The sequence below is a fragment of the Leptospira wolbachii serovar Codice str. CDC genome, from assembly GCF_000332515.2.
GTDB classification, from domain to species: domain Bacteria; phylum Spirochaetota; class Leptospiria; order Leptospirales; family Leptospiraceae; genus Leptospira_A; species Leptospira_A wolbachii.
Genome location: NZ_AOGZ02000014.1, coordinates 1,446,463 through 1,461,320, shown reverse-complemented (window position 1 = coordinate 1,461,320; position 14,858 = coordinate 1,446,463). Strand labels below are relative to the sequence as shown.

The following is a 14,858-nucleotide window of genomic DNA, read 5'->3' as shown; positions in this document are numbered from 1 at the left end:
AAGTGCTGAATTTTCTTTTTTATTGGCAAAAAATGATGAATGAGTGACTTAAGTGAAGTTTCTCTGAACCATCTATCTTCTGCTTCATCGCAGACTTGGTTCGATAAAAATGCATAACTGTCAGATCAAACCTACTGAAAATGCAATTAGAAATTGTGCAGTGTAATACATAGGCAGACCGATAGCCCTATTCAGAAATTCTTTTTTTACGAACCGATGCCGTGCCACAAAGATATCTGATATGTAGAAGAGCAGTGCCCCGATCAGCACAAGATTGCGGCTAGTGATATTTAGCGCTGAATGATTCCACAATGAGGCAGCTCCGACAACCATCGCTGTGATAATAATGATATATACTAAAACGGGCCCGCGCATATTGCCGAGGTGTGACTTTAGCCGAATGAAAATAATGATGCTGAGGAGAATGCATAATGCTCCCACCGTTATCATTACCCAACCCAGTTCTCCCAAACTGGAAAAGGCAATGGTATACATAACATGACCTGCGAGAAATGTTGCTAGGCCCGCAGTAAAAACTTTTTTATGGAAGAAAAATATCAAACAGATATCTCCTAATAGGCATAAAATCAGCCCTGTAAGGATTAGATAATCGTAAGTTTTTTGATCATGTAACTGAAGAAACGCTGATAAAACAAAAAGAAATGATAAAAGTGGTTTCACAGTTAACAGTCCTTTTACGGATTCTTTTTTTTCAAAGTAGAGAAGCCCTGACAGAAGTGGGAGTGCTGAAAATAGAATGATATAATGAACCATTAAAAAAATCCTTTGCCCTTTGAAAGAATTGAGCCACAGAAATCAGTAGCAAGCAAAATTTTGTGGCATAGATTGCCCATGATGAGAGGTACATTTACTGAAAGACGAATCTTTTTTGTATGATTCTCCCGAATCATCTCATGAGTAGGCACCTAGTAATCGTTAGGTTACCTCGGAATTTTTGTTCCATCGACCGGGCTTCAAGTCCCAATCGTTTCTTTCATCAAACACGAGATCGATCGGTGAATTTCCAGAATATAGCTACTTCTTCGAAGGAACCTGCTTTGCGGCAGTGGCCGCATCTTTTTTCCCTTTGGCAATAGCGCTTTTTGCGTTTTTCTGCGATGTCTGCTTTGTTTTCGTTTTCGGATTTTTGTCGCCCATTTGGTCTCCTGACTCATCGGTCCGGGGCTTGCTTGAGCCACGTTGTAGTTACAGTCGAGAGGAAATCATCGATTGCACCGGTTGTAAACAAGAAAAAGAAACAAATCTTTCAGCGAAAGCGTTACCTTTTAGTGGGCACCTCGCAATCTGATGTTTGCGCTTGAATTTTCTATGAAAGCGACCGGGCTTTCCGTTCCAATCTTTTCGCTATCGCGCAAAGGATTTCCACTGCAATCCCTGGTGCGGGGGATTTGATTGAACTTAATTAGAAAGAGTTTAGTCTCCCATAATTGGGTGATCAGTCTCACTTAGAAATTCTTTATTTGGATTCGTACTAAGAGCGACAATTACCAATTCTAAAATCTGTGAATTCAGTTGTCTGTATTGAAAATTATACATAATTAAATCTCTGAATATTCCATACTTAGGGTTCGAATCGTTGGTTCTCTTTCTTTCATCAAATACTAAATTGATAAGTAATGTGTAGGCAAACGATTCATTAAGAAATTTAATATTTGGAAAACGAATTAGAAGATCATCTTCGATGGGTTTTTTCAATTGGATAGGTTTTCTTCTGAAAACCCAATAAGAAGTGTAGGCCGCTACTTTTTGAGGCTGGGCTTTTTCAATATTATGAAAATCTTTTAAGCGAACTAAATCAGCAAAATAATCGATCACCGCTTCTTCGATGAGTTCGTCACATACAAAAAAATAATCATCAAAAGCGATATTATGATCTATGCAAATACGTTTTAGAAAATCGATTGCTCTATCACGAATGAAAACAAACCGATTAAGTATTTTCTCTTCGCCGAAATTCTTTATTAAATATTCATAGTCGGCTTCAGGCATGCGAAGGAGTAGGTTCTATTTTTTATTGATTAAATGAGCAAAATCATCGGAGTCGAGGTAGGCTTTGTAATTGTCCGACGCCTTTTCTAATGGATAATCTTCTGACTTATTGGGAAGGGAATTCTTTTTGATCACTCCAGATTTAATCCGTTGGATAAATCGTTCCCCTGCCTTTAAAGACTCAGGACTTGCATCTTTAAGAATATCAGTCATATTGTAATTATTTGACAAAGTAGCCTTTTCTCAAGCACTAAAACTTTTGTCTTTCCTTTAGATTTCAAACGATAGAATGCCTTGATTTAAAAGTACAGCAAAAATGAGACATAGTTCCTGTTTTTTTTCAGCTTACAATTGCGGAGGTTTCAGAATCATTAGGCCGCCCATTTTTCACTTTTTTCAGTAGGTTAAAAACAGTAATTCCGTTAGGTGGAATGAACAATTAGACCTCAGCATTTATCTGAGGTTTTACTCATTCGTTTTTCTCCAGTTTTGCATTTGATAAAAAATGAAACTAAATTATCTAATCAAGCTAACTCTAAAAATCTTTCGAGTTCCATCGGTTTATAATTTCTCTCGTTAAATGAACTTTCGATTTCATACTTTATTTGATTCATAAATGGATGACCGTTTTGAATCATTCTTTCGATAGATTGTAAAATTTCTCTAAGTTCTTCATCGGAATTTATCGAATAACTCATTTCTTTATAGGAAGTAAGCGCAAAATCAAGAATTGTCCTTCGCCTTTCACTTGGAGGGTCTTTTTCTCTTGAATAAACAAATAGTTTTTCTATCAGAGGAAGATCGTTTATATTATTTGAATAAATTTTGCCACCTTCCGAGTATCGTACAAACCTGGAAGAAATCGGATTTGCATCATTAGACAATAAATAATTTACATACCATTGGAAAACCTTGCCGCCATTACGATGGATTCTTAATAAGTATTCTGCAAAAATTTTCTTTTTTAAACTATCTTTTTCTTTATTGAAGGATTCCAGTAGTGCTTTTGATAAATGGTTATAAATGCCTTCAATATTTGAAAAATGTTCCGACCCATAAATGTAAAATGAAGCAGCGATGTTATGCACGAGATCTTGCCTATCTTCATCGATAACTAATGCCTTGCTAATCCATTCTACATCCAAATCCAAAGGTGAAAAGCCAAGCTGGTAGGCACAATCGAGGATGGAAGGATAGTATTCTTCGGCAATGTGGTCTATTAAATATTGAGTGATTTTGTTTTTAATTTCTTTTCGCAATCCAGGGAAAAGTGAACCTAAATGATTTGAAATGTATCCAGTGATTCCAATTATGACTCTTGAGTTTTTTGTGCCCGTTTCAAAGTTCTCGATGATAAACTTCAAAATGTCCAGACGATCAAGAAGGACTTTTTCTAGATAATCTATGGAAAAAGAATCATAGTTGACAATAATTGCTCCGTGCAATTGGTTCGGAAAACCAGAAAAGGCAAGTCCGAGAAAATTTTTACCATACTCTTTTTTGAAGTCAAAATTTATCCATTCAGGATTTATTTTTCTTAATAAAAAAGACAATGTGCGGTGAACATTTTTAAGAGGTTTGGCGACATTATTTAATGGAAAGCGCTCTACTGCAAGCTTCATCCAATCGATTACCTTATCTATTTCCTCTTGTGAGAATTCATTGATATCGATTGATTTTGCAGAACAGTATTGAATTAAAAAATCCATAAAACTTAAATCCCAATTCATTGAATCTAAGATGGTGAGAAGTTTTGATCGTTCTATGATTTCATTATCATCGGTAGTCGAATAACGAACTAAAAACAATACAAATTGGTTGATATTCTCGAATTCGCTCTCTTTTCGAAAATCCCATAACTTGGCTCTTTGTATTTCTTCTGTCTTTAATACTTCAAAAATCAATGAGATTTCTTTTTTGATCTCGTCCAAATTAAATGCAATTTTATAATCGGATTTCTCTTTTTCTTGTCTGGATTGATAAGCTTTTTTTGATTCCGAAATTTTTATTTGATCGAGGTTTATTTCACTTATGATTTCTGGAGGCGCTTTTATTTTTATATAAGAATAGATTTCAAGATTATTTTTTAATCCAAAAATTACTGATTTATAAAGTGGGAAGAGCCTTTCATTATTCATATCCAAAAATAATTCTTGGAATAAATCAAAATCATTTTCGGATCGAATCAAAGTTTGAATTAATTCTGAAAATAACCATACATTTCGACTCGGATTAGGAGCTTTGATTATGATTTCGTGTAGAAGTTGGAGGATATTGGTAGACTTTTTAAATTTTTTTATAATGTTGAGAACTGGATTTATTCTTGCTTCATCGGCACTCTCAAAAATCCATTCCATTAAAAACATTTTGTTTTCTTCTCTGATTTGTGATGTATCTAATTCAAATTCCAACCGTTTTAAAATATGTTTTAGATACTCTTCCAATTCATCTGAATTAATGTATTTGATAAAATATTCATTATAATGATTTCTTAAATGTCGCAAGATTATCCATAGACTATCAGAAATCTTCTCTGTCATTTTCTCAGAAAGTATAAGAAAATTTCCCCATGATGAAACTTTAACATAATTTAAACTATAATCGTCATCTATTTGAGTAGGTGAGTTCCTTGCAACTTGATGGATTTCATTCAATTTTTTTCCTAAAATATAGTTTAAAAATTCTTGGTATTGCTCTATCTTTATTTCGAAATTCGAATGAAGGAGTATTTTGCAGAAATTATCGAAGATCGTATCGCTGTTTCGCAATTCAAAAAGTTTTGTTTTTATTTTTTGGTAATCATCTTCATTTGAAAATTCCCAATGTTTGAATTTTGAAACAACACTTAGAATATATTCCACTTTTTCTTGGTTTTTATTGTTGATTTTCGAATCCAATAAATTCCATAAAACAGATTTTATTTTAGATTCTTGTTGATCGGAGAGCACATTGCTATGTTTATACAAGATACTTTGTAATACGATTGAATAGTAGAAGAATTCATCCGAATTAATTGTTAATTCAAGTTGTTCAACGAGGAATTGAATATTTTCGTTCCTCGCATCCCCATTTAAGCAAAAATCTTCCAGGTTGGATGGAATATTCCATACACTTCCAGATTTTGCTTCTTGGTTGATTGTTGATTTGAATATTTTTAGATTTATGTCTTTAGTGATTTTATCAGGTTCGATTTGGAGCAATTTTCTCGCATTGCCTTCACCTAGCAAAGACCAATCTAAAATCTCTTCAAATTTAGAATAATTTATTTCAGTGTTGAAAAGATTCAATAGAAAGCCGAAGGTATTCGTCATAAAGGGAAGGATTTGATTTCCGCGTGCAATCAGTTTTTTCACTATTTCGATTGGTTGTCGGCTTATCTTTTTGGCGGCTAAATATTCCTGTAGATTTTTATGAGAAAATTCAAAGGTTGATGGAGAGTTTGGCAGTGAAAGGAATTTATCGATTTCTTCGATTCTTATTTTAGTCTTTTGATTTAGAGTCATATATAATGCTAGTGACTCTAAAGAATTCTGAATTTCAGTGAAATTTTCCCGTTTACGAAATACTTTACGGATCTCGTTTTCAATTAAAAATTCAAAAAGTTGAATGATACTATTTGCTAGAGTTCCTTTCTGTTCAAAAAAATCCAATAATTTGCTTACATAGAAAATATTATCTTTGAATGAAATAAAGATTGGATCTCTTGTAAAAAGTTCTCTATTCGAAGTTGTTATCCTTTGAGTATCCAAGAGATATTGTATATCTTCGTTGTCTAATGATTGCAAGTATATAAACTTTAAGTCTTGCCAATCATTATTAGTAAATTGAGACAAATCATAAGTATTTTCTCTTACGCTGAGTATTACTTTGCGAATATAAGGTGATTGAATTGTGATTTGATTGATTTCTTTTAGAAGGGCAGATCGATTGGTTTCTGATACTTCATCGAATCCATCAAGGAGCAACAAGGCATCTTTTACTTGGAAAGCACCACTCGCTGCCATACCCGTTTCTACCATATCCATTAGTTTCCCAATGGTATAATCACGTAATGCAATGTAGACTGGTGGAATTTTGACTTCTGTACTTTTTCTAAGAATTGCCTGGTGTAAAGATATTAGACAAAGTGTTTTTCCATATCCAGCCCGAGCTTCGAGAATCGTATATTCAGGAAGATTTTTACAATACTCAATTATAGATTTTGATGATAATTCTCTATTTTTCGAATCAATTTCATAAACATTTCTTTGTAGGTAGGTTGATATTTCATTTGCTGATATATTGAATTGGTTATTTCTTTGAAGATAATCTATTTTGATTGCATTTTCAATAGATGGAAGATCTAGAATAGATCCTAACTCTTGGTTTTTATTGATAATTTCGACTAAATTATCTAAATCATAGATTTCTAAAGAAATTGTTTTTTCGGTTTCGCTTTTTGATTCTTTAATTCTTTGTGGAATGGGCTGGTTTGTAAAAAAACGTAGTATTCTGAATTTTTGTTTATTTGCTTTTTCAATTTCCTCCTTCAATTTCAGTGTCCATTGTTTATTGATTGAAAATGCGTATTTTATTTTACCTTCTTGAGTTTCTGACCAACCGTCGATTCCGCCATCACCTCCAGCATCTAAGCCTGTTGCTGGAAAAAAATCTGGATCAATTTTTTTCCGTATCACTTCCGAACAAAGACTGTCAAAAACAGTATCGCCATTCCTTCTTTCATTTAAAGTTTCTAATGAGTAACGTATTAATAATTCAATATTCATATTGTATCCAATGCATCACTTGTGGGATCTAAAAATACGTATTCTTTCTGATTTGTTTTCATAATTTCTATTATTTTTTTTTCGTCTTCGTTTGCTTTAGTTATGCTATCTTTATTTGTTGGATACATACTAGCATAATCGATAAAGTGATTTTTGCAGTATTGTAATAAATTTGGCGAAAAGTTTTTATCTATGGTAATTTTGAAAAGACGCGATTTATCTAGAAGTGAATCTAAGGTTTCATATCTAATTTCATCAGAAAAATCGATCTCTTGACTAACTGAACTAAACTTTCCAAATTGTGCTTTTATGTTTTGTTCAGTTGATAAAGGTTCAAAAATCTTTATCCGTGTATTCTCATGATGTAAATATATCCAGACAGCAATAATTTTGGTTTCTTTTAGGGCAGGATCAACATCTAGATGCCCAATCGCAGCAAAAAATATTGCCACATAAGATCGGCTAGTCCAATCTAAAAGAGATGTTTTCGTTTTCTGGTGCTGAACGAAAGCTGAGAAAGCATCATATGGTTCGATTGGCCAATGAAGTAAATTTTCTGGATATTTGAAGAATGTGTTAATATTGACATCATGGAAGATCTTTCGTTTGTCGATCCCCGGCAATCCTTTTGGCAATTCAAAGGAAGGGTGAGTGATAAAATCTTTTAAGACAGAAAATTCTTCTTTTAGTGCATTTTCATAGTCTTTTATTTTCATTCTCCTAGAGGTTCGAATCTTACTTCTCAAGGCTGAAGGTATTAATGTCCATTCCGAATCCGATTGCCCTCTATACATGATATTCTTACAAACATCGACAGGAAAATTTTTCTTCAAAGGATTTCTCGGATCAAGATATTCCCAAAATTCGTCCACATTAGTAAAATTTATCTCAGTATACGGCACTTATTTTCTCTAATCAAATACTGTGATATTCTCACACCGCCCCTTCCACAATCGCAATCTCTTCCTCATCCAACCCATACAACTGATACACCAGCGCATCAATCTGTTTGTCCAAAAGTTCCGCCTTATGTTCTAAATGTTTTTTATCAGAGCCGGTGTTTGAATTCGATACCTCTTTATATTCTTTGAGTTTGAGTAAATTATCATTCATAAAAATGCCAAAATTAAGATTTCTTGTCCTATAACAATATTAGTTTACCATAAACCTAGGACAAAACAAAATCTAACGGGGATTTGATTAACGAAAAGAGGAAAATTCGTTTTCAATAAGTAAATTGACTCATTCAAATTTCTGAATTGAGGATAGTAGCTTTCCCGCGCCCCGGATAGAAGCGGAAATCCTTTGCGGAGCAAAGATTGGAGCGGAGAGCCGGAAATGTGCGCCCAAAAAAAAAGAGAACCAAAGGTTCCCTTTTCGACCTTAATCCTTAGAGTGAGAGTTTCATCCGAAGGATTGCAGAGTTGTTTTCTAAATCAGAAATATCTTTTATCGGATTCCTGGTTTGATGTATTTCAATTCGTCCAAGTATCGACCGGTTCCGAGTACCACACAAGTCAGTGGGTTTTCGGCACGGAAGACCGGAACTCCTGTTTCTTTGGTGAGGTAGTGTTCGAGACCACGAAGAAGGCAACCACCACCTGTAAGAACGATTCCTCGTTCTACGATGTCGGCCGCAAGTTCCGGAGGAGTGCGTTCCAATACGGATTTGATTCCGTCTAGGATTTCGTCTGTTGGTTCTTTGAGAGCTTTACGAATTTCGTTAGAATCAAGTTCGAGAGTACGTGGAAGACCAGAGATCGCATCACGACCTTTTACTTCCATCGTGTCCACGCGTTTGTCTGCGAAGGCATTACCGATGGTAAGTTTGATATCCTCGGCAGTTCTTTCTCCGACCACTAGGTTGTATTGGTTACGGAGGTATTTGACAATGGCTTCATCAAATTCGTCGCCCCCAGTTCTAATGGACTCAGCGATCACCATACCGCCAAGAGAGATCACAGCGATTTCTGTGGTTCCCCCGCCGATATCAACAATCATGTTCCCTGCTGGTTCATGGATGGGGATGTTCGCACCAATGGCCGCGGCAAGAGCTTCTTCGATGAGGAAGATTTCCCGAGCACCCGCTTGTTCTGCGGACTCACGAACGGCCCGTCTTTCTACTTCGGTAATTCCAGAAGGAACTCCGATGACGATGCGCGGTTTTACAAATGTAGTGCGGTTGTGAACTTTAGCGATGAAGTAACGAATCATCTTTTCTACAGTTTCGAAGTCGGCGATGACCCCGTCTTTCATGGGACGAATGGCAACGATGTCACCAGGAGTTCTTCCTAGCATTCGTTTGGCTTCTTGGCCAACGGCAAGGACCCGACCCGTAGAGGCCTGGACTGCCACGACCGACGGTTCTGATAGGACGATTCCTTGTCCTTTCACATGCACGAGCGTGTTCGCGGTTCCCAAATCGATTCCCATATCGTTCGAGAAAAGTCCATAGAGGTTATCAAATATCATATCAGATCCTGGTGAAAGAAGTACGAAAGGGGGAATTTCAGGTGGGTTAACACCAAAATAATATAATTCTACCCGTTCCCCATAATTTTCGGCTGGTTTTTGCTTTCAACCGTAAAAATTTTCGCTAGGCTAGTTAGATACAAAATGCTTCCTTTCTCACAAATCTTAAGAAAACCCAATCCCGCATTTCGCACGGAAAAGATACTCGCTGCCATTGATTTGGGCACAAATTCTTTCCACATCGTTGTCGTAAAACTAAGACCGGACGGTACACTCGAATATCTGACCAAAGAAAAGGAATCGGTAAGGCTTGGAAGCGGTAGCAGTGATTATGCGGTTATCCAGGAAGATGCCATGGAGAGAGGGATCGCTTGTCTCAAACGATTTCAGTCTCTGGCAGACTCCTATAAGGCTGAAATCCGAGCAGTTGCCACAAGTGCCCTCAGAGAAGCAGAGAACCGCCAGGTATTTCTAAACCGAGCCGAGAAGGAAACAGGAATCCAAATCCAAGTCATCTCAGGAAATGAGGAAGCACGCCTCATTTATTTGGGGATATTACAAGGTCTACCGGTCTTTGACAAAAGAATCCTTCTCATTGACATTGGGGGAGGGAGTACTGAACTCCTGATTGGGGAAAAGGGTGAGATTCTTTTTTCTACCAGTTTGAAACTCGGGGCCATCCGTTTGACAGAAAAGTATCTCAAGAAAGATCCTTTGAGTGCGACTGATATGCAAAAGTGTCGAATACACATTGAATCGGTGTTATCTGCTTTTTTACCCCAGATTGAAATTTGGAAACCCTTTATGGTGGTGGGAAGTTCGGGAACGATTTCCTCTGTAGCGTCTATTGTTTTGGAAAAGAAAATGGAAAAAAGGGACAGATTGAACGGAACAGAAATTACAATCGATCAGTTTAAAGAGGCCCGCAAACAAGTATTAGATGCCGACAGTATCAAAAAAAGATTAAAAATTCCTGGTCTTGATGCCAAACGGGGAGATATCATCGTTGGTGGGGTTTTGGTTTTGGATGAAGTTTTACAAAGGATCAAAGCTCCGTCCATTACTGTGAGTGATTTTGCCCTCCGTGAAGGAATTGTTTATGATACGATTGAATCTTGGTACAGACATACTGATTCCTCCCTTCCCCCTTTAGACAATATTCGAGAAAAAGCTATCAAAACCGTTGCCAATCTTTATCCGGCCGGAAAACAGCATGCGGCGGCTGTGGCAAAGATTACCTTGCAGATGTTTGATGATTTGAAAGATTTACACAAACTAGGGAATTTGGAACGTGATTATTTGGAAACCGCTTGTTATTTGCACCAAGTAGGGCTTTGTATTTCTCACCACAACTACCACAAACATAGTTATTATATCATCAAAAACTCAGAAGCTATGGTAGGTTTTTCCAATGCTGAAATTGAAATCATAGCACTTCTAGCACGTTATCACAGAAAGGGTGGCCCCAAAGGAAAACACGAAGAGTTTAAGGCTTTACGAGTGGAAGACCAACTCCTTGTCAAAAAGTTGGCCGCTTTTTTACGAATCGGAGATGGACTGGATCGTTCCGAAAAATCAATCATCGAACGCCTGGATGCCGTGGCAGAAAGGGGAAAGGTCCTTTGTCGATTGTATCACAAAAAGGGAACAGATCCTAATTTGGAAATTTGGTCTGTGGCAGAAAAAAAAGATCTATTTGAAGAAACATACTCTGTATCCTTAGAGTTTCAAACCTTCCCTTTATGAATTTATATCTTAGAATCCTCCTTTTACTTTTTCTTTATTTTCCCCTCTCTCTTTGGGCATTGCCTGTGGACCTTACCAAAAACTGGAATGTCAAAAAGGGTTGGTTGGAATCTGAAGTTCCTACAGGTGTCGGTTGGATTCCATTAGAATCCCTTCCCCTTGTTTCCATCAAATCTCAGTTAGATTTTCCGGATGGAATTTTACAACAAATCACAATGGTAAAACCATTCCTTTTGTCTGAAATTGATTTTAAGGAAACAGAGTCGGATTCCTTTGCCCTACACATTCCTTATCTTACCAATGTGTACAAAGTGTATGTAAATAGAGAGTTAGTTGCTAAAAGCGGAGTTTTAGAAAACGATCGTATCACTGAGAGCGGATACAAACGAAATATTCTCATCAAACTTTCTCGGAATTTGTTAAAAGTCGGGAACAATGAAATCCGAGTCCTTCTTGCGGCAGAATCGGGTGAAGAATTAAATTTTTATAAAGTTTTTAATGATTTTGGATCATCCATTGATCGTTATACGGTATTGGAGAAAGTTGAGGATGAGTATGCAACGTTTATGTTGCTATTTTTATACTTTTTTGTTGGGATTTATCATGGTTTGTTTTATTGGAAACGCCGCAATGAAACATATAATCTTTACTTTGCACTCTTTGCTGTGTTTTTATCTGCTTATATGTATTTTAGGTCCCAAGCCATTTACCGGTGGGATGTGGATCCTTTTACCACTACTAAAATAGAATACTTTATCGTGTTTTTGACACCCACCTGGCTATTGTTATTCGTTGATGCTTTCTTTCGGAAACGGATTAGCCCTATCACAAAAGGATATTTTATATTCAGTCTCTTTTTGGCAGTTTTGCAAATTTTTGTGAACCGAGCTAGTTCCATGATTCTTTTACGGGTGTGGCAAGGATCAGTTTTGGCATTCAGCGTGGTTTTGTTTTATATCACAATTCGGGCAGTGATGAAGGATAATAAAGACGCCAAGCGTTTGTTATTTGGTATTTTGTTTCTGATATTTACTGCGATTTGGGATATTTTGGGTGCCTCTGGACTCATCCCCATCCAAAATTTAAATCTATCAAGGTTTGGATTTTTGTTCTTTGTACTTGGAATTGCTGTTGTGTTGGCCAATCGATTTTTACGTGTCCACAAACAAGTGGAAGAATTGAATGCCAACTTAGAAAGAAAGGTGGTCGAAAGGACAAACGAGTTGCAAGAAACCCTCACTCGGGTTCAGGAATTAAAAATCCAACAAGATGGAGATTACTTTTTAACTTCACTACTTCTCGATCCGCTAAATGACTCCAAAAAATCCCATTCGCCAATGATTGGAATCCAGTCCTACACCAAACAAAAGAAAGAGTTTGAGTTCAAAGGAAAAATCAAAGAGATTGGAGGAGACCTCATCATCTGCGATGACATTGTTCTCAATGGTAAAAAATACTTCGTTTTTATTAACGGAGACGCGATGGGAAAATCCATCCAAGGGGCCGGCGGTGCTCTTGTGTTAGGTGTTGTTTTTTTATCCTTTATCAAACGGACACAACTTCTACTCGATAACCAGTCCAAATCTCCAGAACGATGGATCAAAGAGTGTTTTTACGAACTCCAAACCATATTTGAATCCTTTGATGGTTCGATGTTGGTCTCTGTTGTCCTTGGTCTTGTGGAAGAAGATACAGGTGTTTTGTATTATCTTAACGCTGAACATCCTTGGACTGTTTTGTACAGGGATGGTGTTGCTTCCTTTATCGAAGAAGAGTTGGAACTTCGTAAGATTGGAACCAAAGGGATGGCGGGGAATGTGCGCATCCGGGTTTTTGTTTTAGAACAAGGGGATGTTCTTTTTATCGGCTCAGACGGCCGAGATGATTTGATTTTGGAAACGGGTTCAGATGGATCGCGTGTGATGAACGAGGATGAAACCAAGTTCTTACAAGTGGTAGGGGAGTCGAAAGGGGAATTAGAACAGATTGTTGAGAACCTACAATCAATCGGAAGTTTTTCTGATGATTTGACCTTGCTGCGATTGGAATGGATGGGTTCAGCTAAAAGGATGGTGTCCTCTTCACTTACTTCTGTGGGAACAGATCATTTTTTATATTCCGAACTCCAATCTGTATTGGAATCAGGGAATGCAGAGGAAACTTATCAAACCATAGAACGAATGTTAGCCAATGAAAACTTGGAAGATGATGTGCGGATCAATTTACTCAGGGAAAAGTCTCGCATTTCCCTTTTATTGAAACGATTTGATTCTGCTATAGAATCCTTAGAATCCATTTTTCCTTATTTTGTGACTGACAATGAAATTTTATTACAATTGAGTTATGCATATAGAAAGTCAAAAAACGTAAGTAAGGCGGTAGAAATTGGAGAAAGGTTACGTGCTAGGGATCCAAAACATATCCGAAATCTTATTAATTTGATAGAATGTTACAGGCTTTTGAAGAACAAAGACCGGACTCGAAAAATTCTGGATCGTTTGGGGGGGCTTGCTCCTGAAAATTCCCAATATTTGAAACTAAAAGAAGTTTTGGACAAAGAACTTTAGTTTGCAGAATAACATTGGGATTTGTGAATAGATCAGAATAAGGAAATAGAATGGTTTTTAAGTTCTCTGCATATCATGTTTTTGTAGTTGGTTTACTGGCTTTTTTGCAATTCACAGTCGTCCTTGATTTTATGATCCTTTCTCCGCTTGGAGTATTGGTTATGAAAGAGTTACAGATTTCAACCCAACAGTTTGGATTTGTAGTTTCTGCTTATGCATTCAGTGCAGGTGTTTCTGGAATTCTTGCTGCTGGTTTTGCGGATCGTTTTGATCGCAAAAAAATGTTACTATTTTTTTACATAGGATTTGTGGTGGCTACCTTTCTCTGCGGAATCGCAAATAGTTATTTCTTTTTATTTGTTGCACGTATTTTGACTGGTGTTTTTGCAGGGGTCATCTCTTCCATATCCTTTGCCATCGTTGCTGATTTGTTTCCTCTCCAGGTAAGAGGTAGGGTTATGGGTTTTATCATGACAGCCTTTGCTGCAAGCCAAGTCTTTGGACTACCCATCGGTATTTTTATTTCCAATTTATGGGGATGGCAGTCACCTTTTTTAATGATCGCCGGCATCAGTGGAACCGTTGGGTTTGTGATAGTTTTCTTTTTAAAACCTCTCACAACTCATTTGGATAACAAAACAGAAAGACATGCTTTTTTGCATTTAGTGAAAACACTCACCGAACCAAAATACTTTCCTGCGTATATTGCAACAACCTTACTTGCTACCGGTGGATTTATGCTTATGCCTTTCGGCTCTGCATTTTCTGTTCACAATTTGGGAGTAAAATTAGAAGATTTACCTTTGGTTTATATGGTCACAGGAATTGTTTCTATATTAGGTGGTCCACTCATGGGTAGATTGAGTGACTGGATAGGAAAATACAAAATGTTTGTGGTTGCCTCACTTTTTGCAGCTGTGGTCATCATTTACTACACAAAAATGGAGATCACACCTTTACCTACGGTCATATTTATCAATTCTATTCTTTTTGTTTTTGTGGCAGCAAGAATGATATCGGCCAATGCTCTCACCTCTGCCGTTCCCGATTTACACGATCGTGGTGCCTTTATGGCAATCAGTTCCTCCGTCCAACAGATCTCAGGTGGAATAGCAGCCACTGTTGCTGGCCTCATCGTTGTACAAACTTCTAGTGGTTATATGGAAAGGTATGATATATTAGGTTATGTTGTAGCTTTGGCAATTTTGATTACCGTGATCTTAATGTACAATGTGAATCGAATTGCAATGAGTAAACATCCAAAATAAAAAAAGAGTTTGCTCTGGTGAATGAGTTG

Annotated in this window: 11 protein-coding genes; 3 read left to right on the top strand and 8 right to left on the bottom strand. The window is 36.9% G+C overall.

What is annotated here, in order from left to right; translation table 11 throughout:
• Positions 1-120: 120 nt before the first annotated feature.
• The 8 genes from LEP1GSC195_RS12245 to LEP1GSC195_RS12215 all read right to left on the bottom strand — a co-directional run bounded on the left by LEP1GSC195_RS12245 (position 121) and on the right by LEP1GSC195_RS12215 (position 9,248).
• Positions 121-774 carry a lysoplasmalogenase gene (locus LEP1GSC195_RS12245; RefSeq protein ID WP_015680954.1) on the bottom strand — a complete coding sequence of 218 codons (654 nt, stop codon included), beginning with the start codon at positions 772-774 and terminating at the stop codon, positions 121-123.
• A gap of 261 nt (positions 775-1,035) precedes the next feature.
• On the bottom strand, positions 1,036-1,158 hold the full coding sequence (locus LEP1GSC195_RS20185) for a hypothetical protein (protein ID WP_269571341.1): 123 nt from the start codon (positions 1,156-1,158) through the stop codon (positions 1,036-1,038).
• A gap of 276 nt (positions 1,159-1,434) precedes the next feature.
• Positions 1,435-2,010, bottom strand: a complete 576-nt coding sequence (locus LEP1GSC195_RS12240; protein ID WP_015682531.1) for a hypothetical protein — start codon at positions 2,008-2,010, stop codon at positions 1,435-1,437.
• A 15-nt stretch (positions 2,011-2,025) separates the two neighbouring features.
• The gene (locus LEP1GSC195_RS12235) at positions 2,026-2,241 is read right to left on the bottom strand and encodes a hypothetical protein (RefSeq protein ID WP_015682687.1); all 216 of its coding nucleotides are present in this window, start codon (positions 2,239-2,241) and stop codon (positions 2,026-2,028) included.
• A 293-nt stretch (positions 2,242-2,534) separates the two neighbouring features.
• Positions 2,535-6,776 carry an NACHT domain-containing protein gene (locus LEP1GSC195_RS12230; RefSeq protein ID WP_015680625.1) on the bottom strand — a complete coding sequence of 1,414 codons (4,242 nt, stop codon included), beginning with the start codon at positions 6,774-6,776 and terminating at the stop codon, positions 2,535-2,537.
• Positions 6,773-7,570 carry an FRG domain-containing protein gene (locus LEP1GSC195_RS12225; protein ID WP_232227839.1) on the bottom strand — a complete coding sequence of 266 codons (798 nt, stop codon included), beginning with the start codon at positions 7,568-7,570 and terminating at the stop codon, positions 6,773-6,775. The genes LEP1GSC195_RS12230 and LEP1GSC195_RS12225 overlap by 4 nt, the downstream gene beginning before the upstream one ends.
• A gap of 139 nt (positions 7,571-7,709) precedes the next feature.
• The gene (locus LEP1GSC195_RS12220; RefSeq protein WP_015682212.1) at positions 7,710-7,889 is read right to left on the bottom strand and encodes a hypothetical protein; all 180 of its coding nucleotides are present in this window, start codon (positions 7,887-7,889) and stop codon (positions 7,710-7,712) included.
• A 336-nt stretch (positions 7,890-8,225) separates the two neighbouring features.
• Positions 8,226-9,248: a rod shape-determining protein gene (locus LEP1GSC195_RS12215; protein ID WP_002972591.1), complete on the bottom strand. Its 1,023-nt coding sequence runs from the start codon at positions 9,246-9,248 to the stop codon at positions 8,226-8,228.
• 144 nt (positions 9,249-9,392) lie between these two features.
• Between LEP1GSC195_RS12215 and LEP1GSC195_RS12210 the strand changes: the two genes are divergently transcribed.
• From LEP1GSC195_RS12210 to LEP1GSC195_RS12200, 3 genes are read left to right on the top strand one after another with little or no spacing between them, the layout of a single operon-like run.
• Entirely contained in the window at positions 9,393-10,994 is a 1,602-nt protein-coding gene (locus LEP1GSC195_RS12210) for a Ppx/GppA phosphatase family protein (protein WP_015682556.1), read from the top strand.
• The gene (locus LEP1GSC195_RS12205; protein WP_015681133.1) at positions 10,991-13,561 is read left to right on the top strand and encodes a SpoIIE family protein phosphatase; all 2,571 of its coding nucleotides are present in this window, start codon (positions 10,991-10,993) and stop codon (positions 13,559-13,561) included. The genes LEP1GSC195_RS12210 and LEP1GSC195_RS12205 overlap by 4 nt, the downstream gene beginning before the upstream one ends.
• Positions 13,562-13,611: 50 nt before the next feature.
• On the top strand, positions 13,612-14,829 hold the full coding sequence (locus LEP1GSC195_RS12200; protein WP_015681910.1) for an MFS transporter: 1,218 nt from the start codon (positions 13,612-13,614) through the stop codon (positions 14,827-14,829).
• Positions 14,830-14,858: the final 29 nt, after the last annotated feature.

Excerpts from the sequence above, each read along its gene's own strand:
- LEP1GSC195_RS12230 (WP_015680625.1), bottom strand. The coding sequence starts at position 6,776 with ATGAATATTGAATTATTAATACGTTACTCATTAGAAACTTTAAATGAA.
- LEP1GSC195_RS12200 (WP_015681910.1), top strand. The coding sequence starts at position 13,612 with ATGGTTTTTAAGTTCTCTGCATATCATGTTTTTGTAGTTGGTTTACTG.
- LEP1GSC195_RS20185 (WP_269571341.1), bottom strand. The coding sequence starts at position 1,158 with ATGGGCGACAAAAATCCGAAAACGAAAACAAAGCAGACATCGCAGAAA.
- LEP1GSC195_RS12220 (WP_015682212.1), bottom strand. The coding sequence starts at position 7,889 with ATGAATGATAATTTACTCAAACTCAAAGAATATAAAGAGGTATCGAAT.
- LEP1GSC195_RS12215 (WP_002972591.1), bottom strand. The coding sequence starts at position 9,248 with ATGATATTTGATAACCTCTATGGACTTTTCTCGAACGATATGGGAATC.
- LEP1GSC195_RS12245 (WP_015680954.1), bottom strand. The coding sequence starts at position 774 with ATGGTTCATTATATCATTCTATTTTCAGCACTCCCACTTCTGTCAGGG.
- LEP1GSC195_RS12205 (WP_015681133.1), top strand. The coding sequence starts at position 10,991 with ATGAATTTATATCTTAGAATCCTCCTTTTACTTTTTCTTTATTTTCCC.
- LEP1GSC195_RS12225 (WP_232227839.1), bottom strand. The coding sequence starts at position 7,570 with ATGTATAGAGGGCAATCGGATTCGGAATGGACATTAATACCTTCAGCC.
- LEP1GSC195_RS12240 (WP_015682531.1), bottom strand. The coding sequence starts at position 2,010 with ATGCCTGAAGCCGACTATGAATATTTAATAAAGAATTTCGGCGAAGAG.
- LEP1GSC195_RS12210 (WP_015682556.1), top strand. The coding sequence starts at position 9,393 with ATGCTTCCTTTCTCACAAATCTTAAGAAAACCCAATCCCGCATTTCGC.